General features: G+C 62.5%; 26 protein-coding genes and 1 pseudogene. 12 read left to right on the top strand and 15 right to left on the bottom strand.

Annotation, left to right across the window (positions count from 1 at the left end):
- The first annotated feature begins 2 nt into the window (after positions 1-2).
- Entirely contained in the window at positions 3-593 is a 591-nt protein-coding gene (locus QX034_RS32675; RefSeq protein WP_315703391.1) for a PIN domain-containing protein, read from the top strand.
- 98 nt (positions 594-691) lie between these two features.
- On the opposite strand, the gene QX034_RS32680 is transcribed toward QX034_RS32675, so the two are convergent.
- Entirely contained in the window at positions 692-1,771 is a 1,080-nt protein-coding gene (locus QX034_RS32680; RefSeq protein ID WP_315703390.1) for an AI-2E family transporter, read from the bottom strand.
- 297 nt (positions 1,772-2,068) lie between these two features.
- Here QX034_RS32680 and QX034_RS32685 point away from each other — a divergent pair, with 297 nt between their 5' ends.
- From QX034_RS32685 to QX034_RS32725, 9 genes and pseudogenes are all read left to right on the top strand, one after another.
- Entirely contained in the window at positions 2,069-2,344 is a 276-nt protein-coding gene (locus QX034_RS32685; protein ID WP_315703389.1) for a hypothetical protein, read from the top strand.
- Between the two features lie 302 nt (positions 2,345-2,646).
- Positions 2,647-2,820, top strand: coding sequence for a hypothetical protein (locus tag QX034_RS32690; protein ID WP_315703388.1), 174 nt, complete (start codon positions 2,647-2,649; stop codon positions 2,818-2,820).
- Positions 2,821-4,385: 1,565 nt separating this feature from the next.
- On the top strand, positions 4,386-4,616 hold the full coding sequence (locus QX034_RS32695) for a helix-turn-helix transcriptional regulator (RefSeq protein WP_315703387.1): 231 nt from the start codon (positions 4,386-4,388) through the stop codon (positions 4,614-4,616).
- 330 nt (positions 4,617-4,946) lie between these two features.
- Positions 4,947-5,243 carry a type II toxin-antitoxin system RelE/ParE family toxin gene (locus QX034_RS32700; RefSeq protein ID WP_316196345.1) on the top strand — a complete coding sequence of 99 codons (297 nt, stop codon included), beginning with the start codon at positions 4,947-4,949 and terminating at the stop codon, positions 5,241-5,243.
- A gap of 3 nt (positions 5,244-5,246) precedes the next feature.
- A complete protein-coding gene (locus QX034_RS32705; RefSeq protein WP_316196272.1) occupies positions 5,247-5,543 on the top strand; it encodes an addiction module antidote protein in 297 nt (98 codons plus the stop codon).
- An 85-nt stretch (positions 5,544-5,628) separates the two neighbouring features.
- Positions 5,629-5,937 carry a transcriptional regulator gene (locus tag QX034_RS32710; RefSeq protein ID WP_316196273.1) on the top strand — a complete coding sequence of 103 codons (309 nt, stop codon included), beginning with the start codon at positions 5,629-5,631 and terminating at the stop codon, positions 5,935-5,937.
- A gap of 116 nt (positions 5,938-6,053) precedes the next feature.
- A pseudogene (locus tag QX034_RS32715) lies at positions 6,054-6,333 on the top strand (DNA -binding domain-containing protein).
- A 130-nt stretch (positions 6,334-6,463) separates the two neighbouring features.
- Positions 6,464-6,619, top strand: a complete 156-nt coding sequence (locus QX034_RS32720) for a hypothetical protein (RefSeq protein WP_316196274.1) — start codon at positions 6,464-6,466, stop codon at positions 6,617-6,619.
- A 494-nt stretch (positions 6,620-7,113) separates the two neighbouring features.
- Positions 7,114-7,707, top strand: coding sequence for a GNAT family N-acetyltransferase (locus QX034_RS32725; protein ID WP_316196275.1), 594 nt, complete (start codon positions 7,114-7,116; stop codon positions 7,705-7,707).
- Between the two features lie 44 nt (positions 7,708-7,751).
- Here QX034_RS32725 and QX034_RS32730 read toward each other — a convergent pair whose 3' ends face one another.
- The 5 genes from QX034_RS32730 to QX034_RS32750 all read right to left on the bottom strand — a co-directional run bounded on the left by QX034_RS32730 (position 7,752) and on the right by QX034_RS32750 (position 11,307).
- A complete protein-coding gene (locus tag QX034_RS32730) occupies positions 7,752-8,036 on the bottom strand; it encodes a hypothetical protein (protein ID WP_316196276.1) in 285 nt (94 codons plus the stop codon).
- A gap of 2 nt (positions 8,037-8,038) precedes the next feature.
- Positions 8,039-8,416 (bottom strand): hypothetical protein, encoded by a 378-nt coding sequence (locus QX034_RS32735; RefSeq protein ID WP_316196277.1) that lies wholly within the window; start codon positions 8,414-8,416, stop codon positions 8,039-8,041.
- Positions 8,417-8,743: 327 nt separating this feature from the next.
- Positions 8,744-9,547 carry a glycoside hydrolase family 108 protein gene (locus QX034_RS32740; RefSeq protein ID WP_316196278.1) on the bottom strand — a complete coding sequence of 268 codons (804 nt, stop codon included), beginning with the start codon at positions 9,545-9,547 and terminating at the stop codon, positions 8,744-8,746.
- Between the two features lie 78 nt (positions 9,548-9,625).
- Positions 9,626-10,648, bottom strand: coding sequence for a phage tail protein (locus tag QX034_RS32745; protein WP_316196279.1), 1,023 nt, complete (start codon positions 10,646-10,648; stop codon positions 9,626-9,628).
- A gap of 2 nt (positions 10,649-10,650) precedes the next feature.
- Positions 10,651-11,307 carry a phage tail tip lysozyme gene (locus QX034_RS32750; RefSeq protein WP_316196280.1) on the bottom strand — a complete coding sequence of 219 codons (657 nt, stop codon included), beginning with the start codon at positions 11,305-11,307 and terminating at the stop codon, positions 10,651-10,653.
- Positions 11,308-11,331: 24 nt separating this feature from the next.
- Between QX034_RS32750 and QX034_RS32755 the strand changes: the two genes are divergently transcribed.
- Positions 11,332-11,508 (top strand): hypothetical protein, encoded by a 177-nt coding sequence (locus QX034_RS32755; protein ID WP_316196281.1) that lies wholly within the window; start codon positions 11,332-11,334, stop codon positions 11,506-11,508.
- Here QX034_RS32755 and QX034_RS32760 read toward each other — a convergent pair.
- The 8 genes from QX034_RS32760 to QX034_RS32795 all read right to left on the bottom strand — a co-directional run bounded on the left by QX034_RS32760 (position 11,472) and on the right by QX034_RS32795 (position 20,362).
- Complete coding sequence (locus tag QX034_RS32760; RefSeq protein WP_316196282.1) at positions 11,472-14,762, bottom strand: hypothetical protein; 3,291 nt, start codon at positions 14,760-14,762, stop codon at positions 11,472-11,474. The two genes, QX034_RS32755 and QX034_RS32760, sit on opposite strands and share 37 nt — an antisense overlap.
- On the bottom strand, positions 14,762-16,183 hold the full coding sequence (locus QX034_RS32765; protein ID WP_316196283.1) for a hypothetical protein: 1,422 nt from the start codon (positions 16,181-16,183) through the stop codon (positions 14,762-14,764). The genes QX034_RS32760 and QX034_RS32765 overlap by 1 nt, the downstream gene beginning before the upstream one ends.
- A 3-nt stretch (positions 16,184-16,186) precedes the next feature.
- Positions 16,187-17,047: a tail fiber domain-containing protein gene (locus tag QX034_RS32770; protein WP_316196284.1), complete on the bottom strand. Its 861-nt coding sequence runs from the start codon at positions 17,045-17,047 to the stop codon at positions 16,187-16,189.
- Position 17,048: 1 nt separating this feature from the next.
- Positions 17,049-17,459 (bottom strand): hypothetical protein, encoded by a 411-nt coding sequence (locus QX034_RS32775; RefSeq protein WP_316196285.1) that lies wholly within the window; start codon positions 17,457-17,459, stop codon positions 17,049-17,051.
- On the bottom strand, positions 17,443-17,751 hold the full coding sequence (locus tag QX034_RS32780) for a hypothetical protein (RefSeq protein ID WP_316196286.1): 309 nt from the start codon (positions 17,749-17,751) through the stop codon (positions 17,443-17,445). Before QX034_RS32780 ends, QX034_RS32775 begins: the two co-directional genes overlap by 17 nt.
- Positions 17,748-19,229: a hypothetical protein gene (locus tag QX034_RS32785; RefSeq protein WP_316196287.1), complete on the bottom strand. Its 1,482-nt coding sequence runs from the start codon at positions 19,227-19,229 to the stop codon at positions 17,748-17,750. Before QX034_RS32785 ends, QX034_RS32780 begins: the two co-directional genes overlap by 4 nt.
- Positions 19,229-19,858: a hypothetical protein gene (locus QX034_RS32790; protein WP_316196288.1), complete on the bottom strand. Its 630-nt coding sequence runs from the start codon at positions 19,856-19,858 to the stop codon at positions 19,229-19,231. The genes QX034_RS32785 and QX034_RS32790 overlap by 1 nt, the downstream gene beginning before the upstream one ends.
- A 99-nt stretch (positions 19,859-19,957) precedes the next feature.
- Positions 19,958-20,362, bottom strand: a complete 405-nt coding sequence (locus QX034_RS32795) for a hypothetical protein (protein WP_316196289.1) — start codon at positions 20,360-20,362, stop codon at positions 19,958-19,960.
- A gap of 420 nt (positions 20,363-20,782) precedes the next feature.
- On the opposite strand from QX034_RS32795, the gene QX034_RS32800 reads away from it, so the two are divergent.
- Positions 20,783-21,091 carry a hypothetical protein gene (locus QX034_RS32800; protein ID WP_316196290.1) on the top strand — a complete coding sequence of 103 codons (309 nt, stop codon included), beginning with the start codon at positions 20,783-20,785 and terminating at the stop codon, positions 21,089-21,091.
- A gap of 260 nt (positions 21,092-21,351) precedes the next feature.
- Here QX034_RS32800 and QX034_RS32805 read toward each other — a convergent pair whose 3' ends face one another.
- On the bottom strand, positions 21,352-22,365 hold the full coding sequence (locus tag QX034_RS32805) for a N4-gp56 family major capsid protein (protein ID WP_316196291.1): 1,014 nt from the start codon (positions 22,363-22,365) through the stop codon (positions 21,352-21,354).
- Positions 22,366-22,467: the final 102 nt, after the last annotated feature.

Below are 22,467 nucleotides of genomic sequence, written 5' to 3' on the forward strand. Positions count from 1 at the left end.
CCTTGTTTGCGAATCGCTTCACGGCCTTTGTGGACGCCTGCACGCTCGTCAGCATGCTTAGGCGGAACCTGTTGCTGACCCTCGCCGAGGCGGAATTTTTCCGCCTCCGCTGGTCAGGAGAAGTGCTCGACGAGACCCAAAAGGCGCTGGAGGAGATTCATCAGAAACGCGGGTTTCAGGATGCCGTCGCCCGTGCAGCGCGAGCCCGTGTCTCCATGGAAACCGCCTTCGAAGACGCTATGGTCGACGGGTACGATCATCTTTTGCCACTCGCCGCGGAGCTGCCCGACAAGGACGATGCGCACGTCCTGGCAGCAGCAGTCAAAACCCAAGCGTCCATGATCGTCACGGAGAACCTGAAAGACTTTCCTTCAAAGATCCTCTCCGCTCTGAACGTCGAAGCGAAATCGGCTGATGAATTCATAGCAGATACGATTGCGCTCGATCCCGGACGGGCTGTCGCGGCAATTCGCCAGATGAGGGAGAGGTTCAAGCGGCCCGAGAAAACCGCGGAAACACTACTCTTAGAAATGGAGGCCGACGATCTGCTCGAAACCGTCAACCTGTTAAGGCCCTACGTCGAATCGCTCTGATCGCTGATTACGGAATCGGTCTATCCGGCCGACATCGGGTCATCAGTGCGACCACCGGCCACAGCTCTCTCTGTCGCCCATCCGTGAGAGACGTTGAATCAAGTCAACGGCCGACATTCACGCCGGACGGAAGGACCAGAGCGACTCCAGGCTACGATCAGCTCCCATGCAACAGACAGAATGATAGGGCCGATGAAGAGCCCAACAATTCCATGCGCAAGCGTACCTCCGATCACACCGATCAGAATAACGAGGGTCGGCGTCGTCAGGCCTCGTCCCATCACCAGCGGCTTCAAAATATTGTCGAGAATGCCTACGAGGCCGAGGAATAACGTCAGCGGGACTGCGGTGGTTAAGTCCTTGTCAGTCCAGATCCAGACAATGGCTGGCAGCATGATGATCGCAGCGCCGATCTGCACGATAGAGAGCAGCAGCACGAGCAATGCCAAAAGGCCGGCGATGGGAATACCGGCCAGTTTGAACCCGACGCCAGCCAGAAACGCCTGAATGACCGCTATGCCAATCACACCTTGAGCTACTGCGCGGATGGTCGCACCTGCCAGGTCCACGAAGTGCTCGCTCTGCTCGGGTACGACCTGCGACAGGAAGGCTCTCCCACCAGCCGCGAGCTGCGGCCCAAAGGGAAAAATCAACCCGGCCGCCGCGACCGACAGCAGAAACTTGACGGCGCCGACGCCCGCATCGCCGACAAGACTCAGAAGCGTGCCGGCGAACGGCTTCATATACGGCGTGATCTGAGGCAGAACCGAGCGGAGATTGGTCGAAGCCTGATCCCAGAAATCGTAGAGCTGCGTTCCGACCAGAGGCCAGTTCTTGATCGCGTGCGGAGGCGACGGAATGGCCAGATCGCCCGCGCTGACCCGTTGGGCAAAGTCCTTGATGCCCTCCATGGCGCCGAACCCGAGCCAGGCCACCGGTCCGATTACGATGGCGAGATTGATCGCCGTGAGGATTCCCGCTGCAAGCTTTGGTCGGCCACCAAGGGACTTGGACAGCAAAATGAAGAGCGGGTTGAAGGCAACCGCAAGCACGACCGCCCACGCCAGAATCGTCACGAACGGACGGATCAGGACAAAGGTCCAGACGATCAAAAGGGCAAGCAATCCAAGCCGGATTACAAGCTGGATGGTATCGTCTGACGTGAAAAGCTGACGCATCCTCCTCACGACCCGCCATCTCCACGGTCTGGTTTCAGCCAGATGTTGATGCTGACCAGAATAACCCAGAACGGAAAGACCCCCGGGCTCCGGTCTATGTAGTAGCTGCCCAACCAGGAGAATTGCAGCGACTGCATATCCGCCGTAAGCGAGCCATCGGGGCGTAGGCCTCGTCGCGCCCACCTTTTCCGGATGTCAGCCTCTACGGAAAGATGCGCAACTTGCTTGATCTTGATCAATGGTCTGAACGACAGGCCATGGATCGATGGCATCCGTTCTCAACGAAGGGAGGTCTGCATGAAGCGTAACATGCTCAACAAGGTGCTCGTGACGACCGCCGTGGTCGGCTTGGGGATTTTCGGCTCGCTGGACTGGTCGTCCGAAGGACCCTCGCTGTCCTTAGGCAAGGCGGAAGCACGGGTCGGCCGGCCAGCCACGCCTGCGTCTGTCGCGGGCGTAGCGCGCCGCACCACGAGGCGCACGGTCAGGCGCGGCGCGGCCGTTGGTGCTGCAGCCGCAGCGGGCACGGCGTGCGTGCGCGTGCTGGTCAATGGAGCCTATGTCTGCCGCTGACCCGTCGTTGCATTTCAGCCGCAAACGCCAACCTGCGGATGTCCGTCCGCGGGTTGGCTCAAGCTGACGTCGTGACGTCTTGGCACGACAACTCGCTCACGCGGTGAACCCGAACATGAATTCCTCAATTCCTCGCCTCTCGGAAGGATCAAGCAGCGACGCGCAACGTCCCGGCTGGATGAGTTTCGCGGGATATTCAGAATCGTGCGCACGAGCGCGCTGAACATTCCGCAATGGCTTGGAGCTCGGCAGCCAATGGCACGAGAACACGCCTCGACCATTCCGGTGGCTGCTCCGGCGGAATGGGCAACGATGTGGAGGCTTTTTTGCAGCGTTCTGTTCGCTTTTCGTCTCGCGCGGTAACGGCGCCGAAAACCGAAAAAGCATTTCCCATGGACACCGTCGCCAGCGCACTGCGGCGCATCATCGGCGACAAGCCGGCGACAGTGCAGCCCGACCTGAAGCTTGTCGGCTGAAACATTCATCGCCTGCCGGAGGCCGGTGTTCTGCAGGATGCGATCCGGCGTTGTGCCACCGCGGTGCGCGAGAGCCGATCAAACGACTGGTTTGTTCTGGCCCGCACCGGCTTGGAAGCGGCTGTCAGATCTGCCGATGATCTGAGGGAGCTGTTCGATAGCGCCACGCCGTGCCAGTTCAGAGCTGGTGATGTCCGCTTTGCCCCAGAACGCGAAAATCAGAGCCGCGCACCGGCATGTCCGTGAAGGGCTATGACCGCGCATTCGGGACGGTCAACGGGGCAAGAGCTATACGATGAGCCAATTTGACTGTCTTCCATTGATCTTGCCGGTTAATGCCTAAATCCGGCGGATGGAATTGGCGCAGCTAGAGATGGTTGATAGTTGCGCGGAAAGACTATTTCTGAACGTGGCTGAGATACTATTGGCGCCAGCGCCGGGGTCCTAGCCAGCTCCCGAGCCTCTCTAGCTAAGTCTCGCGTACGTTGCGCAATGTCCCTTTGAAATCGAGCGTGCTCGTCTAGGCGCGTGCTGGTCTCTAACTGGCGTAGGGCAGCATCATTCATGCCGTGTTCGCGCAGAGACCTTGCAGTTTCCATTGCGCGATGCGCTTCCCTCATGGCTTCTTCGCTGAACTTGCGGGCCTCGGCAGACACGCGGTCCGCTTCCCATGCCGTATTAAACCATTCTGTTCTGGTGGGCGGCCTATCTCGCTCGGGGGCAAAGGACGGGACTATTGGCTCAAGCGGCGATGGTTGCGCGCCGCCACCCCGCAATTTTGATCGGCTTTGAATAATTCGAGCAATTCCCGCTGCCTCATCTGCTTCCAAGACCCCCAACTGAGTCCAACTTCGGTCAGAATGCTGCTCAGCTTGCTGCAGTTGCTGTAGAACCCACTCTCCGCTTTGCTCAGCCCAAATCGCGAACTGCTGTGCTTGCTGCGCCGTAATCTGCTGTTGCAACAAGTCTTGCTGTTGCTGCAGCAGCAAGGGAGTCATTATGTCAGGCAGCGGAACGGGCATGATTTGCATTGGCGGCAGCATCAGAGGAAGCGCTGGCACGTCAAATGGCTGCGCTGACGCGGGAGACCCCGTCCCGTGGAGCAGGAGGCCGGTCACGATTCCAGATATGAGGTAGCGCACCGCTTTGGCATACCTGGTCATGCCACCTCCTAATGTTGGATGAGGCGCAGCCAATATCTGTGACATCTGCCGCTAGCGGGCTTGATCTGGATCAACCTGGATGGCGAGGGCGCGCCACACTCACCCCGACAGCCGGCGAGCATCTTAATGCAGTCGGGGTTGGTAGGCCTCATTTGCTGCCAATCCCCACGACCTGAGGTCTGCTTTAAGCTCGATTGCGGGCTTGGCTGTGGCATGACGTTCGCCGAAGCGAGCTAGCAGATCGATCATCTGCCGGGACAATTGCTGCTCTCAGACCGCAAATACGGCGGAATAAATGTGCCAAAGATGGCCGAGGAGGATGGACCAGAGGCCGAGCAACTGCTTGCCAAGCCTGCGAGAGGCCGAGGTGCTGCTACCGGCGGCGTGAGGAGGGCCCAGGCCATGACTGAGACCGAAGACAAGGTGCGCAAGATGCTGAACATCGAGCAGGTGCTACAGCTCGTGCCGGTCAGCCGCAGCACCCTGCTCAGGATGGTCTCCAAAGGACAGTTCCCGCTGAGCCACAACATCAGCCCGAACCGCTGCGCTTGGTACGAGCACGAGGTCCTGGCTTGGCAAGCCAATCTGACGGTCAACGATCGCGTGAGCCGGGCCTCAAGGCGCCGGGCGTGACACTAAGGACAGAGTAAGGACAGAGCCAATTTTGCCTCTAAAATGTTCTTCAGCAAAAACGCCTCAGAAATGAAAAAAGCCCTGCATTTGCAGGGCTTTATGTTTGGTCGGAGCGGCGGGATTCGAACCCACGACCCCTAGTCCCCCAGGCGCGGGTAAGTCATTCAAATTGCAACGGTATCCGGGAAACCGCAAGGTCAACGCATCATTGATTTCATTGAGCTTTCTGCCGCGACTGGAAACCAGAGATCGATCTGCCCCACCGTGCTGAGCCGCGCGGAAATCCCAAAGAACATTGACGGCTCGAGAAATGTAGCGTATACGCTACATATGCCTGCCATTAAGAGAACCGACGAATTTTCCGGTTGGATCAAAAGTTTGCGGGATGCCCGCGCAAAGGTGAAGATCCTTGCTCGGATTGATCGCCTTGCCCTCGGCAACCCGGGCGATGTCGCACCGGTCGGCGAGGGCGTCAGTGAAATGAGGATACACTACGGCCCAGGTTATCGGGTCTATTTCGTTCAACGGGGCGAAGAAGTCGTAGTTCTGCTCTGTGGCGGCGACAAAGCATCGCAAAGCGCGGACATCGCGGAGGCCAAGAAATTAGCTGCCAATTTGGAGGACTGAGCCATGACCAAAATCAAACCGTACGACGCGGCCGAGTATCTCGATAGCCCCGAGACGATTGCCGCCTATATCACCGAAGCTCTGGAATCCGGCGATCCCTCTCTCATCGCGATGGCGATCGGTGCCGTCGCTCGCGCCAAGGGTATGGGCGAAGTCGCGGAGAAGGCCGGTCTGTCGCGCGAAAATCTCTATCGCTCGCTTGGTGGCCAGGCAAAGCCAGAATTCGGCACTATCCTCAAGGTGCTTCAAGCCATGGAAATCAGCCTGATCGCTCAGCCGGCCCAAAACCAAGCGGCCTGAGCATCGGAAGCAGTGCAAATACGCAAATGAGCGGCTGAATTAAATCAGTGGCCCGGGCATCGCCATTTTCTCAAGAGCAACAAGTATGAGCACCCTCGGCAAGAGACTGATACAGGCCGCAAACGAAGGCCGCGCGATCGCGCGCGGTGAAGCGGACCCTACGACTTACGAAACGTTCGTCCCGGCAGAGATCGACGTAAAGGCGATCCGCGCGCGGCGCGGATTAACTCAGGAGGAGTTTTGCCTGCGCTACGCCCTTAGCTTGGCCAGCCTCCGCGATTGGGAACAGCGGCGATACTCTCCCGATCCCACCGCCCGCGCCTATCTGACGATCATCGACGGGGCGCCAGAGGCCGTTGAGACGGCCCTCACACGGAAAACGGCGGCGGCTTAATCAGCCGCCGTCGCCCGGCGGCCACGATCCGCCGGTTCGACCGAACTTGGCCCCGCGAGCGCCCTCTTCACCGGCTACGGTCCGGCCCGCTCCTAGCGTACGTAACGGCCTCTAGCATGCCCAGCCATCCCCCGGATCCGGACGTCGACGATCTCGCGCCAACCGTGCCGAAGCTCACGGATTACAACGACGAGCACATCTCCACCTATTTGCGGATGCTCGACGCCGCGGCAGAGGGCGCCTGACTGGCGTGAGGTCGCCCGAATCGTGGCTGCATCGTGACCCGGACGACGATGCTGAGCGGACTTGGCAAGCCTACGAAAGCCACTTGGCGCGAGCGCGGTGGATGTCCAGCTTGTGGGGTATCGGCTGTTGCTGCGGCGGGCGGCCCCATAGCTCGAACATATCGGGACCCTCCCTAGTGCGCTCGGAGGGGCGCTTCGTGTTCCTTGTCTGTTCTTAAATTGATGGGGTTGATATTGTTCCCAGGTTCAACCTGCGATTCGCCAAACCAATGGAGGTCTTCATGGCGAAGAAAGAGCGTATCGTTCCGCCGAAGAAAAGTACTGGCACCCAAGCCAGTGGCGGCTTGAAAAAGGGCAACCCTGTTGCGGCCCGTGTGATGGCCGATTTGTCTGTAGCGAAGCGCCAAGGCGCCAAGCGTCCGCCGGGACGAAAATGACTTCATGTGAGCCGCCTTTCGAGGGGAAGGCGGACTTTGGAATCAGCATACCCCCGTACGCATGCCGACTATCCGGGTGTCCAACCCCCGCGATAGTCGGCATAAGTATTTTGGCGGGTGAAAACCCTTTGCCAGCTCTCAGGAAATTCATTTGACACGCCCTTCGAATCGGCAAATAAATAGCCTCTTGCTTTCTTATGAACTCACACCAGATTGCCCAGAGAAACGCGGAGGCGGGCTTTGCCCGCCGACCGGAGGCCGCGTTTCTCTGGGCAATCTGGTGTGAGTAGTCTGTTGACGAATCCTCTGCGATGATGGGATTTGCAATGGCGGCCATCCGTGGAGACGCAAAATGGCGATCTCAGAAAAGTTGACCTTGTTGTCTTTTAGCGTTGCGTCAACAAAACGCTCGGATTCCGAGCGGGCGCGAGAATTCGTAAAAAAAGCCTATAAAGAGGCCGGAGGTCGCCCGACCCCCGAGCTTGAGCGGGTCTATGGCGAATACCTTCGATACCAGCGGGACAAGAAGCCGGTCCCGCGGAAAGATTGACCCCCACAGAATCGAATTTCGACGCCTCTCGTCTGATTGTCCGAGAGGCGTTTTTTCATGTGGCTATATTCACATAGATCATTTTTTTCAGAACAACTCGCTCGACAACCATAATGACCTGTTCGCGAGAACTGTAACCGCGCACCTCGACGGCGGCGAAGCTCCAGTCGGCTTCTATACGATGACAATCGGATCAGAACCGGACGATCAGTTCGCAGAAGAGCAAACTCTGCTCGATCGCATACGTGCCCAATTCTCACGAACAAAGCAGCTAACAACGGTCCAGCTGATCTGGGTTGGCGTAAGAAGCTCCTTGCACCGCAGAGGAATTGGCACGCTCCTGATGGGCCATGCGCTTGATGATTTCTACGAAATCGTGGATCGAACAGGGGTCGCGGCGCTGACGTTGGAACCGATCAGCACAAACGCCGCCCAATTTTATAATTCTATGGGATTCAAATCCTACGGCTCGGGCAAACGAATGCTTCTGTCCGCAGAAGCAGTGCTCGCAGTTCGGAAACAAGCTAGCAATATCTAATCCCGGTGCGAGAAATCGCCTCTCGCAACCCGCGTTGACGCCAATCACTTCCCGAGAAACGCCTTCACCCCCATCCACACGACGGCAATAAACCCCGTCACCAGCGTACCGATGACCGCCTTGAACGTCAGGCTTTGCGCCTGCTCGACGCTTTTTCGCCAGCGCCGCAGGAGCTGAAAATCTGCCCTCAGCTCCCGGTGATCCTCGTCGTCCAGGCCGAAGGCACGGAGCACGGCGGCAGCCGCCTCCTCCGCCACGGCCTTTGACTGCCCCTGCTGCTCGGCCAGCACCGCGGCGACGATCGCGCGGATTTCCAACGTGTCGGACATGGCTAGCGCCCCTGCGGCTTGTATTTCGCGTAACTGGCGCGAACGCCCTCATACCAGCCGGCGGTCTGGCCGAGCTGATTTCGAACCTGGATGTCATCGCTGACCGTGAGGCGCAGCATTGCGCGGGTGTCTTTGCCCTTGCAGCCTTTGACGCCGTACCAGGGAAACCGGCACTGCGTATCCAGGGCGGGCGGCGGCGGGACCTCGACGAGCTTTTGAGGCAGCGCCGGCAGATCACGGCCGACCTGCGGCGCGGCCGGAGCTTCGGCCTTGAACGACGCGCAGCCCGCGAGCATCGCGCACGTCGCCGTCAGTAAAGCTGCAGAGAGGCCGTGCCTGTAGAGAGGCGATGTAGTCAGCGTCCGCTTGATGTTGCGCATTGGCGTCATTCTGAAGTTGATCCACTCTCTTGTTGGCATCGGTCGCTGATTTGGCCGCGATATCGAGATCGCGCTGTTTAGTTGCGAGCGTTGTTCGCAGCTTATCCAGCGTTTCCCGTTCGTCCGCGGTCCGGAAGCCGAGAACGAAGGCCAATCCCGATGCGACGAGCACCGAGACCAGGCGCGCTGTCGACACGTATCGGCCGACGATCGGGAGCAAATTGACCAGAGGAAGGAAGCCCACCACGAGCGAGGCGGCGAGCACGAGTCCGTCAAAGGCAAGGGCTGCGTCCGAGGTCGCGACGGCCCAGAACAGGTGTGAGAGCACTAAACCGCCTCCTTGAGCTTGGCATTTTTCCAGAGCGAATAGAGCGTGAATCCGATGCCGATCACCGCGCAGGCCAACAGCACGAACTTCATGACCGACAGGGTTTCGGAGAACGGCGCGAGCTGCTCCTGAATGGTCTGTACGGTCGCCGCCCCCGCGGAGACCGTCGCCGTCGTGGCCGTCGCTGTGGTCGGGTTCACCGGCGGCGGGGCCACGTCCTCGGTCCGCGCCTTGGCGCAGCCGGTCGGCGCCGCATGGTGGGGAATGTGGTCATCCTGCAGTGACGGGATCGCCATGGCGGACGCGACCTGCTCGACGCGGTCGACGCGCCGGATCCAGCCATTGCCGAAGGTCGGGAACGTCTTCAGCTTGCGCATGAAGGCCCGGCGCTGGCGGCAGATCGAGGCAATCACCTCGTGCGGGTCAGCGTCATGCGCGGCCAGCAAGGTATGGTCGCCGATGTCGCCGTCATCCTTGACGCCGAGCGCGCGTTGCAGCCATTTCACGGACTGAGCGACGCCCGAATTGACCGCACCATCGAACACACAATAATCGACGCCGTCCGGCAGCTCATCACAGCGCGCGCCGTTCCAGTACTTCTTGCGATAGATCTCGTTGCGCTCCGCGATCGTGATCAGTCGAACGTCGCGTGGCGGCTGTCCCTTCAGCCGCCGATAGGCGTCATAGTCCCGTTGCGTGATGCCCCACATGGTGGCCCCGCCGGGGTCCGCCGGGTGGTTGGAATAGCGTCCCTCGCTGCCGAGCACGCGCCGCAGGCAGCGCTCGAAATTCCCATCTGCCAATGCCCTGCCCCCAATGCAAAAAGCCGCCCCGGAAAGGGCGGCTGCTGTCGTTGTTTCGTACGATACAAATTGGCGGGGTCAGAGCACGCGCATGATGTAGTTGCAGAGAATAGTCGGCTGCACGACGTTATGCGCGGCGTTACCGCCTGTGCTGTAGGTGGTGTCGAGGCCGTTCGAGCTGTTCACCCGAACGCCGGTCGTATTGGGACTGACCGTCGCCGTTGATGGATTATACCAGACGGCAAAGGTCTGCTGCGACACCGTCGCCGCGCTGTTTGCGAACTTGAATGCATCGGTGCTGTGACCATGCCCCGGATCATAGATGCCGGCCCCGTGATAGTGGCTCGGCATCTCGTTGACCGTGAGAGGGTGCGCGTCCTCGCCGCCGGCCCCGCCGAGCGTATGACGCGCCCCCGCCATGCTTCCCGAGACCAGACGGTTTGCGGTACTCCCGCCCATGTTGTCGAGGCAGGCGGAGACGCGCCCGCGCTTGTCCGGCAGGTTGAACGTCGTGGCCCCGTCGCCGGTGCCGTACGTCGTTCCGATCAACGCAAACAGCGCCGCATAGGTGGTGCGGCTGATCGCCTGCCCATAGGGGAACGCAAACGAGCTGTTCGGCGCAGTCGGCGCCCAAAAGTCGATGCCGCCCCCGAGCGGAATGCTGTAGGGATTGCCGAAGAAGCCTTCGAGATAAAACACCCCATCCGCGGCGCTATAGAGCGCCGTGTAAGGCGTCCCCTGGATCAGCACGCCCGCCTGCAGCTCGGCACCAGGCGCCGAGCGCAGCGGCTTGGCGCCCAATCCATCCACGTTCAGGGTCACGGGTCCGTTGCCATTGGTGACATGCGGCGAGAACGCAATCACCTGCCTGTCGAGGTGGACGAGCGTGTCAAAGGCCTGATAGCTCGCCAGTGTGTAGGCCGTCGCGGTCCCCGCCGTGACGATCGCGCCCGCGACGTCGTCGCGATACTTCGCCACCGCCGCCATCGCACCGCGCACGCCGTCGTTGACGGCAGAAGGCGCCATGCCTTCCGGAAACGGACAGGTGCTGTCGGCATTGCCATTGTTGGCCGCGATCTGCGACCATTTGTAGAGCGTCATGATCAACCCTTGAGAGAGAACGGCGCCGTTTCCAGGCCAAAATAGTTCGGCCGCGGCGGCAGAATGTTGCGAAGCTGCGGAACGGCGGTCAGGGCCGCGAGATCGACAGGGGCCGGCCCCCACGATTGCGGCGCCGGAGCCTTAGCGGAGGCCGGCGGCGCGGCGTCCGTCTCCGCCGTTGCGGATGGAGCATCGGCCGGCGCAGCGCTACCAGCGCCCGCCTGCGGCCCACCCATCGCCATCGGCGCGGCCGACGGAGCGTCACCACTCGGCAGGAAGCCTTGCGCATAGGCCAGCCGCTTGCCTTGGCTGTCATCGCCATAGCGGATGTAATTCTTGAGCGCCGCATTCGCGGAAGAAACATCCTCAGAATTCAGAAAGCCGGTCGCTGATCGCCGCTCCGGCCCCCCCATCTCAACCCCGATGTAGTCGAGCTGCGTGTTGGGATCGGCCGCGGACGTTCCCCGCGACGCGGCGAAATTCTCCAGGCCCTGCCTTCGATCGAGCCGCCATTGTAGAAGCCCATAAGCGCCCTCTTTCTGGTTCAGGTTGGACGGGTCGCCGCCGCTCTCTTGGAGAATGTTTCCGGTCAGCGCAGCCGCACGCGGCGCGCTATAGCCGCGATTGAGCAAGCCGTGATAGATATCATCCCCGTTCATTCAGTCCCCCAGGAGACGGCGCATATGCGGCCGATCATTTGGCTTTGCATCGTGCTGTTCACAGCGGCGATGACTGTTGTGAGGTTCGGCGTTCATGCGATGGTCGGCAGCTTCGGCGGTTGGAGCGGGATCGCCCTCGCCTTGGCCGTCTATGCCGCCGTCGTCTATTTCGAGCGGCGCCGATCCTCGTTTGACTGCTGAATGGCCGCCTGACCACGAAGGCCAGAGGCGAGCATCAGCCGATCATTCGCCGGCCGCACGGCCTGCGGGCCGTAGAACAGCCCCCTGGCGTTGTGCGCGGCATTGAGATTGCCGACCGCGGTCACCGCCTTATCCGCGGCATAGGCCGCCGCCGCACCCGGCAAGCCGCCATGCGTAAGCCCGAGCAGCGGCAACAGCGTTTGGCGCAGACCACCCGCCATCCTCGCCAGCATGGGCGCGGTGCCCGAGGGATTGGTGGTGCCCTTCACCGGGATCATCTGCTTGTAGACGGCCGCCAGCTTCCGCATCAAATCCAGCTCCTTCGGCGAGTAGAGGACTTGCGCGAGTTGGCTCCCGCTCTCGTTCAAGAACTCATGCAGCCGCTGTGAAAGCGCCTGCGCTTCGAACGGGATTTTCCCCTCGCCAGCGTCGGTCAGCTCGCGGAAGGCCAGTTGCCGAAGGCTGTTCCAGCTCTCCGGCGAGAGCTGCTTTTTCAGCCCTTGCGCGATCAGCGGCGCGTTGACGCCGGTCCCCTTGCCGTTGGCGCCCATCAGGTCATTGATGATCTGCTGTGGCGAGGCCGGCGGCGCACCGTCGGCGCCCGTGTAGCGGCGGATCGCCGCCGCCGCGGCGCCAGGATCATTCGAGCGCGGCAACGTCGAGCGCAGTCGGTCGGCATGCCGCGCGAGCACCGCGCGCTCCTGACCGTCAAAGACGGTCTGAGCCAGAAGCTTGCCCTTTGTGCCCTTCAGAAATTCGTCGATGCGCGCAGCCGCCTTTTCCGGCCCGCCCTCCATCAGATGCGCGAACAGCCCTTGCTTGTAGGTCGCGAACTCCGGCGAGTTGCGGCCGAAAATCGAAATGATCCGCTGTGCGATCTGGACCGGCATTTGACCGCCAGGGCGGCTCACGTCGCCATAGGCAAGCTTTACAACGGTATCGGGCGTCGCTGCCGTATCGGAAAACCTGCCGAGGATCTTTTCAACGGCAGCGCCGACGGCATCGCCCGAACCGCGCCTGGAGAACTTCGCCTTGTAGTCGGCGAAGGCCGCCCGCGCCTCGCGCTGCATCTGGAGCACCGCCGGCCCGTCACCGGAGAATTTGCCCTCCTGCACCATCTGCTCAACGCGGGCGCCGAACTGATCCATGATGTGCTCAAGCGCATGCACGTCCGAGCCCGAGCCACCCGCCATCATCCGTCGGCGCGCGTCGCCATAGAGCGTGACCAGCTCCTTGCGCACCTGCTCCACGTCGCGCATCGTAAAACTCGAGCCGAGCTTTTGCTCCGCCGCCTTCGGCGCGACGGCCGGCGCTGCGGACCGATCGCCAGGGAAGCCACCGAGCCCGGCCGCGTCCTCCTGCTCCAATTGGGCCAGGGCATGCTCAACCGCCGTGTCGGCGTCGAGCCCGTCGCGCGCCATCAGGTCAACGGCGCGCTTCCGAACGTCCGGACCAAGCTCGCCGTGGCCTGCCGCTGCAAGATCCTCCTGCAGGCCCTGAATGTGCCGCTCATAATCGTGCTGCTCGCGCTCCGAGCGCGCGGAAAGCTCACGCTGCGTCTTGTACCCCTCAAATCCGTCCGGATACGTCTTTCGCCCGCGAATTTCGGCGTCAATCGCGTCAAGCAGATCATTCGTGGTGCTGGTCTGGTCAGGGTGCGCGGAGCGAAGATAGCCGGCCTCCTGCGCTGCCTCGCGCGCATAATCGAGCGGCCAGCCACCCTGCTTCACCAGCTTGCGGCGCCCGGCCCCTTCCACGTTGACGACATGGCTGTGAGCGCCGATCGCCTCCAATTCCGCATCAGGCCCCAAGCCGCCCTTTGACGCGAGGAATTCCAGCAGGCTTTGAGCCTTTGGCGCAGCCTTCTGCCGATCATAGGCCGACGCGACCTGATCACCGTACTTCGCGCGGATATCCACGACGTTCTGCGCATGCTCCGCGCCGAGATCCGCAGCAGCGCCCGGCCGGCCGGGACCGACAGCGTTAAGCCGCCGATCGATGACATCGAGCGCCTTGAGTGACAAGCCATGGTTGGTCGGGTCGAGCTGCGACACGGGGCGATCCGCGCTCGCCAACCCGGCTTCAACGTCGTTGCGGAAGCCGGCCGCAGAGCCAGGAGCAAACTCGCCCGGCTGCTCGTCAACCTTGGCGTATTTGCCCCGATAGTTCGCCTTGCTGGCATCGCGCGCAGCGGCGAAGCCATCCGACAGCGTTTCGCCCGCATCAAACGCCGTCGGCGCGCGCATCTGCCCGCCCGCATCGAACGAGCGCGCCAACGCCTGCCCCTCGCGGCCGACCTGGGCAGCGTTCGCCGCGTCCGCCGTCTGCTGCGCCTGCTCCTTCGCGATCAGTTCAGCGGCGATCCGCTCCGCTGCATCTTGCGGCAAGGCGCCGGCGCCGTTCGGATTGAGCCCGGCCCCGATGTTGTCACGCGCCTGGAGCGCGGCGCTATCCCGCGCGTCAATGGCGGCTTGCCCGGTCCGCTGCGCAGCTTCGCCCCGGCCGCCGCGCAAGATGATTTGCTGTTCGGCCGAAAGCGCGGGGTCTTGCGTCACATCCGCCATCGTGAGCGGGATCTTGAAGCCGCCGACATCAACAAGGTTCTGAGCCACCGGCGCGACCGGGTTCACGCGGTCCGCAATCGCGGCCGCCACCTTGCCGACACCTTTGCCAATCGGGCCAGCGACGCCACCGATTGCGGCGCCGACGCCGGCCGCGTCAATCGGGTTCTCACCACGCACGGCCGCATCAGCAGCCGCCAGCGCGCCGCCCGAGATCGCGCCATTGCGCACCATCTGTGGCACCGAGCCCGCCAAGCCGAACGCCTTGGGCGCCACCGACATCGGCACGACCATGGACGCGACGTTGCCGGCGACATTCGCAGCCGTGTCAATGACGGGATGATCCTTCGCAAAACGCTCATCCATCCCCTGCTGATCGCGGAGCGAATGGGCGTAGCGTTCCGAGAACGTTGGTTCTTGCAGCTGGTCCTCAGGCGCGAAGAAGCGATTGAGCAGCGGCGCAAGTGCCGCGTTGCTCGCGGCGTTGAGCTTGTTCAGTGCCCCGCCGACGATCGGAACGCCGGTCGCGGCCGAGCGCACAACGCTGTTGGCCGAGACCGGCGCCGGCGCGACGCCGCCAATACCAAGTTGGCCTGCGATCTCCTGCACGGCCGCATTCCGCTGGTCGGGCGTGAGCTTCAAGAACTCATCCCCGACTGTCACAGTCCGATCACCGATCGTCAGTTCAGGCATTACTTCACGCTCCAGGGGATCGAGGCCCCACCAATCGACACGGTCCCGCTCGCGGATGGCGCCGGAGACTGCGGCGCCGAGGTGCGATAGCCAGGGCCGGCGGCACCGCGCATCTGTTCAATCGCGCTCGCGCGCATCTGCGCCTTTTGCTTCACCACGTCCGGGCCGTCTCCCGGCTGCGGGAACAGCTCCTTATCGTAGCGGTCGAACTCCGATTTCCCGATCGCTGCACCCGACTCCTGGCGCAGCAACGCCGTGATGAAGGCCGACTTCGCCTGATTGAATTTCTGATACTGCGGCGACTGTGCGAGGTTGCCGACGCCGCCCGGCAGCGCATCCAGGCCCTTGCCCCACATGCTCAAGCCTTCGTTCTGCAGGCCGCCAAGCGCGCCTTCTGCCTGCTCCATCCGTGCAGCGAATGAACCCGCCTTGGCCTGCGCCTCTGTCTTCTTGCCCGTCGCTGCGTCCGCCGAGGCCTCGGTGATCCGCTTGACGAACTCCTTGCGGTCCACGCCCGCCGGGATCGCGATCGGCTTGCCATCGGGGCCGGTCACAGTTGCGCTGTCCTCTGCGGATGCCGGGCCGGCGAGCGGCTTCATCGTCCCGTCGAACTCATTGAAGACGCTGTAAGCCTTGCGCCCGCTGCCGTCCTCGCCGGTCTGCACCACCTTGAACTTGTCGCGGCCATAGAACTGATTGACCAGCGCCTGCATCAGGCCGGGATTGCCCATGGCAGCCTGGACATCGGCAGGGGAAGCGCCCTTCGCGAGCAGCGCCTTGCTGGTCGCGTTCGCCGCCTGCCCGGCCGCGTCCGTCCGCTCGCCCGTCGCAAGCGCCGACACACCGTTGAACAGCTTTGGAATGAGCCCGTGGCTGTTCTGCATGCTCTGTCCCGCCGCGCCCAGCCGATCGAGCAGACCAGCACCACCGAGCGAGAGCGGCGCGGCCGGAGCCGCAGGCGCTGAGCCTGCGGCCTGATCACCGCCAGGCATGATGTTCATGGGAGCGGCCGGCGCGCGCGCGGCGGCCGGCGGGCGCGCGGCGGCCGGCGCGGGAGCCGAAGGATTTGGAGCAGCTTGCGCAGGAGCAGGCGTCTGCACTGGCGCGGCAGGGCCAGCAATCTGCGACGGCTGCACGATCATCGAGCCGGGGCCCGCGAAGCTGAACGGCATCGCACCTGAGCCGAAGCCCGACGCCGGCTTGGCCGGCGCAGACGGGTCCGCAACGGAGGGTTTGTGCGGGTCACCGAACGGATCGGGCTTCAGGACAGCGGACGGGTCGAGCCCCAGCGAACCGTACACGGCCGCATCATAAGCGGCCTGCCGCTGCGGATCGGGCCCGAGCAAGGGCGAGGGATAGAGCATGCCCCAGGGCGAGGCCGCAGCACTGTTGCCGGTCAGGATGTTGAGAAGTCCAGCCATTGATCAAGCTCCAAACAACAGGCTGCTCCACGAGCCCAGGCCCTGCCCGAGCATCGCCATTTGCTGCAGTCCGCTCATTTCCGAAGTGCCCGTTGCAGAGCCGTTCTGCGTGCCGAAGGTCGCGGCAACTGGCGAGACCATGCCGAGCAGTGTCTTGTATTGATCGAGTGGGATCCCCGAGCGCTGCGCTTCAGCCGCAAGCGTGGTGTTGGCGCCCCAATTCTCGTTGTTGAGCGCCGCGCTCGCAACGTTCGTGCCGCTCGCGATGTTGCTGTTGGCCGTGGCGTTGTTGCCGTTCAGGATGCCGTAGGTGGTATTGCCGGCATTGTAGAGCGAGCTTGCCGCGTTGAGCTGATTGGTCTTGTCCGTGTTGTACTGCGCCGCGATCACCGGAGCGACGCCCGCCGCAATGCCGCGCCCAAGCGCCTGCGCATTGCCGGGTGAGCCGTCGCGGCCGGCCGCCGCCCATGCACCGTTGACCTGGTCGGTCACGTCGCGCGTGATCTGGTCGAGCTGGGGCTTGAGCGCGGAATTGGCGCCGACCTCCGAACCGTTGGCGGTCGAGGTCAACAGCCCCTTGTAGTCGTTGAGGTTGGAGGTAATGGCCGCATCATTCTTGGTCGCACCGCCGCCATTCAGGAGCCCAAGCGCCGCGCCCGTCATCGTCGAGGTGAACGGGCTGCCCGCTGCACCGTTTGCCGACAGTTGATTGATGGCCGAGGTCTGCGCCGTGTTCGGCGTGGTGCCGGCGCCGCCCGCGATGGTCGAGAGATTGCCGAGGATGCCATTCAGCGTCCCCGCCGCCGGCTCATAGGGCGACAGCTGCGAAGTCTGCGTTTGCGTGGTCTTACTGGTCCCGCCCATGTCACAGAGGCCTTTCGAGAACGACGTTGGAGACGTGATAATTCTGCAGGGCGCGCACCCATCCCTTGCGGCCGTAGATGCGGACCTTTGCCGCCCCCTCCGCCCTTGCCCACGCTTCGATCGCCGGCAGCAGATCGAGCCAGCGATCCATGTTGGCGCCGCCGCAGGCCGTGATCTGACAGACGAGATGCCGGTCCGTGCGGACCAGCAGCGTCACCGCCGCCGCGTCGATGTCATCGCCGGACGTTGCCAGCCACAACAGCCCATCACCTTCGAGCACATCGCGTTCGAGGTCCGCCGTGTGCCCGAGATCGGTCCGCAGGTAGGCCGCGCGCAGCCGTGCTGCGACATGCGGCCAGACTTCGCGCGCCCGCTGCGGCGGGACGCAGACGAGATCAGCCGAGGCAGACATAGAAGAAGGTTCGATCCGTTTGGGAATTGCTCGCGTGCGCGATCGTGAACGACTGTTTGCCGACCGCGCTGATGAAGGTGTTGGCGAGCGCCGCCGCGGCGTTCGCAGTCCGGGGAAACAGCAACACCGCGGATTGCGCGGCACAGTTCGGCGGGGTGACCGTGGTGGTGGTCGCGCCCGCCGTGAGCGTGACCGTTCCGGTCGCGTTCGATCGGCCGTTGTAGAGGCTCTGGATCGCGAGCGCGAACTTGGACGGGTCTTTTTCCTGGGTCGAGACGCTGTAACCGCTCATCTCGCCCCCGCCGGCGCGAGCCCAATCGGCTCGACACCACTCATGAATGTCCACGTCGTGCCGGCGGGCACGCGGCACTTGAAGCGGCTGTAACGGGTATCCAAGAGCATGTTGCAGATCCCCGTGATGGGATTGAGCAGGCTTTCCGTCCCGGCCGTTGCCGCCTGTTGCAGGTTCTCGCGCCGCGACGCCGAGCCGTAGACCGCCGCCGCATCCGACACCGGGCGGAAACCGCGCTTCATCCTGATCCTCCGCCCGTCCGTGCCCTGCTCTGCCGTCTCAAGCGTCGCTTCCAGGTTCGGCCCGCGGAAGAAGCTCAGAGCGTGCGAACCGTCGAAGGCCGCCAGCTCCGGGACGATCGCGGCCTGAAAGCTGTCGAGAGACTGCGTCATGGCGTCGAGGTTCGCGCCCACCAGCGCGTCGAGCGCTTCAAGCGTCACGCCCGGCTGGGACATCTCGAACACCACTTCCCCGGAGACGCGCAGCGGCGTGAACTTGTCGAGCACGGCATCGTAGCAGAGCACCTTGTCGAACTGGTTGGTCTGGCCGTTCACCGACTTGTAGAACCACAGGATGCGCGACGAGCGCGGGTCCGCGACGCCTTGGAACAGCTGCGGATTGGCGGCGTCGAGATCGGCGAAAAACGTCCGGTCGACGCGCTCGCGCCCGATCTGCGCCGGCACACCGCCGGGGTCGATCCGCTGAAAGCCCTTCAGCGAATAGAAAAACACGGTCGAGCCCGAGCGCACGAGGCTGTAGGGGCCGTAGATGCCGAGCTTCTCCGCGATCTTCTCGATCTGGAACACGCGAGGATCGCCCGGCAGATAGGTCATCCGCCTGATGATCGTGTCCTGCATGATCAGGCCGCTTTCACCGCCGGCAATGCCGCGACAGAAGCCACCGTCCGGCAGGTCCTGCCAATCGCTGGAGTTGAGCCCAGGGGTCCAGGATGTCGGCCCGTTGACGTCGTTGAGCCCCGACCACTGCACCCGGTTCGGGTTGGAGAGCAGCCCGGTCAGCACCACGAAGCGCCCGACCACGTCGATGTAGCGCGCCGGCGGCGGATTGCCGGCGAGATCGGCGAACGCCGTCGACGTGGTGATGTCGAACACCTGCGGCACCGTGTTCGCCTGAACCGCGATCACCAGATTGTTGAACTGCCGGAACTGCCAGATTTCGCCGGTCGAGATCGCTGCATAGGCGTTGCCGCCCTTCGAAATCCGCGACCACCCGAACGTCGTGTTGTTCAATAGGTAAAGGTCCGTCGCGGTCGCCGCGAACACCACCACCGAGCCGTCAACCCTATAGGCAGCGAAGCCGCCGCGGCACCGCTCGCCCAGCGCCTGCGACAGTGCCGCCAGCGATGGGAACGGGCCGTAGCCGTCATTGCGTGGCACGACGTTGAGCACGCCGCGCCCGGTCGCAGCCTGATAGTCCGAGACATCAGGCCTGTACTCACCGAAGGGGATGAGGGGCATCAGAACTCCGTCCCGCGAATGCGGCCGGTCGCCGAGCGCGCCGAGGTCTCATAGTCGAGACCGGCTTTCAAGCCCGGGATCTGCGCCTGCATGCGCGCCGCGCCGTCTGCGTCCTCCAGCACGTTCATGTAGAGGATCAGCTCGGCCTGCGCCCGGATCAAGTTTTCGGCCTCATTGGTCCAGGCGTTGCTATCGCCGCCGTTGACCAGCGGCGCCAGCCGGTAATGCATGTGCGGCCGGATCACATAGGCCATCAGCGGCTGTGGCCACATGATGATTTGACTGTCGACATAGGTGTAGATGGTCGGCCTGCCGTTCGAGACATTGAGCGCGGTCAGAAACTCGAACTCGTCCGGTTCATACCAGTCGAGCGGATAGGTACTGGTCCCCCAGCGCAGGAACAGCCGATCAATCCGGATGATGTTCGGAATTTGCGCGAGATCGGCCCCGGTATAGTTGATCCGGCCGGGCACCGTCTGAAACGTCAGGCTCCGGGTGGTGTTGAACCAGAAGTGCTGCCGCTCATATTGCTTGATCGCGTCCTGGATCGCGCCTTGAATTTGGCTTCCGAGATCGCTTCGCGTCAGGTCGCTTGCGATCGCGTTTTGCAGGTCGAGATAGGTTGCCATCGTCCACCGCCACAGGCGCAGGAGCCACGGGAGCGGCTGGCGGCTGCCGATCGTCGACAACCGCCGCGCCGTAGTGCGTCAGGAACCAAAGCGGGTCCATCACTGCCCGATGTTCAAGTCATTGTCGGGCACGTACTCGATGACGACGTAAGCCGCGCCAGCCGTAGCAGCGGCGCCGGTCTGGGTGTAGGTCACCTGCACCTGCTTGTCGGCCGCCAGCGGGCCAAGCGCGACACCGGTCGGCGCGGAGGCAAACTGACCGACTGCGCCCACCGTCTGCGCGTTCACGATGTTGGTGGTGCTGTCGCCGGCCGTGCCAACACTCAAGGTGTTGGTGGTCGCGGCGTTGAATGCGCTGGTCACCGTCGCGGTCGCGCGGAGGATGATGGCGCCCTTGGGCAGCCAGTTCTTGGAGATGGCCGCGCCGGAGGCGGCATCGTTGAAGTTCACCTTGAAGCGCAGATAGTGCACGAGCTGCAGCGCGTTCTTGCGTGCGGTCGACATGAAGGGGGGTCCTTTCGAAGGGCATGCAAACGACGACGGCGGCCAATCGGCCGCCGTCTTGGGTCACAATTTGCGCGCGTCAGTGAGCAACGGCAAAGGTCGTCACCGGGATGGTCGCGAAGTCCTGGCCGTTGAAGACCGACTTCTTGATGCCCCACACGGTCTGTGCCGAAACGCCAAGTTCGCGCTCATAGTCGAAGAGTTCTTCGCCTTGTGTTCACCCTGGTTCGCTAATCCTGGGCCGCTTCCAGCGACTATCTGGAAGCCGCTGCATGTTTCCATGCAGAGCAGACTATCTCATCGTCCTGCAAATCGAGGACGCCATGCGCTTCGGGCCGCTTGGCCCTACTCCCTTCCGGGATAGTCGTTACACCTTCCTTTGAGTGTCTGAGGAAGAATGCCACCGTTCCGGTATTTCGCGTGATTGCAGTTCATGCACAGCACTTGAAATCCGTCCGGATAGCCAGCGTCTCTAAGCCACTTGTAAAACTTGTGGCCGCCCATCGCTCCGATCTCTTTGCGATGGTCGCGGCCATTGTTCTCGATGTGGTCAAGACACAGGACAAGAGGCTCATCAATTCCGCACCACGAACATCGGTATCCACCATAGGCCTCAATGGCTGCATGCTGGAGCCGATAATAGTAGGCGAGAGCATTCTTTCGGCGACGATCCGGGTTGTTCTGGACCCACTCATTCACTTTCGCGACGATCGCGTCGCGATTCTTTGAATGATACGTCCTCCGGTACTCTTGGATTTTGGTCCGAGATTCCGCCGCCCTCCTTCGAATCCGATCACGAACGCAGCTCTTGCATTCGCGCCTGTACCACCCACGCTCCGCGTTGGTGCATTCAAAGGATTCGAGTGGCTTGTCCTGCCCGCACTTAAAACACTTCCTCATCAAATTCTCGAATTCCGACATCTGCGGTTCGCATATGCCCCAATTCGGCAATGACACTCAATAGGCTTGGCTCGGTATCGTCCTTCCGCTCAGGCGGCGAGGAGTTTCACCGAATTCACACGGTTGTCGTTCGCAGCTTTCGCCGCGATGGGGCTGATCGAGTTAACCCACTTGAAGTGCGCGCCCTTGGCAAACTCCTTGCCGAAGCCGACCGCGCCGGCCTGAGCGCCGCAGAACACGGCCCGCCGCGTGTTCGGCACATAGGTGCCGGCATTGGAGATGCCGAACGGCAACCGGCTCCATTTGTGCAGGATCACGTTGTTGTACTCGCCGAGCGCACCAGTGTAGATCGGCGATTTCGACGCCGCGCCGCCGGCAAGCGCCGCCTTCTCGATGTCGAGCCACTGGCCGGTCGCCGTGTTCGTGCGCAGGTCGGTTGCCTGATAGTTGTGGATGAACATCAGGTATTTTTTCTCGCCATTGACCTTAATCGGCCGGATCAGCGGCGAAGCCGTCTCCGCCCGCTCCACGCAGGCATCGATCAGGTTCAGGTTGAACTTGGCCGTGTTATCGCCACCCACAGCGGCATCGTCGGTATAGGCCGCCGGACGCACGATCTTGGTTGCAGGCGTCACCGCATTGTTGCCGACATAGCGCGGATCGGTCTGCAGATGATTGCTTGCCAGATGGTTCGCCATGCAGGTGTCGAAGCGGTCACCGAACCAGTCCCGCATACCGGACTTGCACTCGTTGCGAAGGTTGAACGGCACGCGCTGGGCATCGATCGTGCCCTTGTTCTTGGCTCGCGTCGCGTGCGCCAGCTCGTTGATCACCAGCGCATCGTTGTAGGTGGTCAGGCTCTCCTCGTTGCCCTGCAGGGTCTGGCCTTCGGTCACGCCGTCGCCGGACAGCTGCACCCGCAGGCCGATGGTGACCTTGTCACCGGCGTTCTGGTCCAGCTCAGTCTTAACCTGGATCATGTTCGAGGACTCCTCGCCCATGAACCGGCCGAAATAGGTTTCCTTCAGCGCCTCGACGTTGAGTTTCTTGGCCCACAGCTTGTTGCTGAGGGGATCATTGACGGCATACTGCGTCACGGACATTCGTGATGTCTCCGAGATTGGAATTTGGTGATGGGGTTTGTCCGCGTGACGCTGCGGACGAGCGCATCACCGAAATTCCGCCCTCGGTGCGGGCTGGTGCTG

Source organism: Bradyrhizobium sp. SZCCHNR3119 (genome assembly GCF_032487775.1).
Lineage (GTDB): Bacteria > Pseudomonadota > Alphaproteobacteria > Rhizobiales > Xanthobacteraceae > Bradyrhizobium.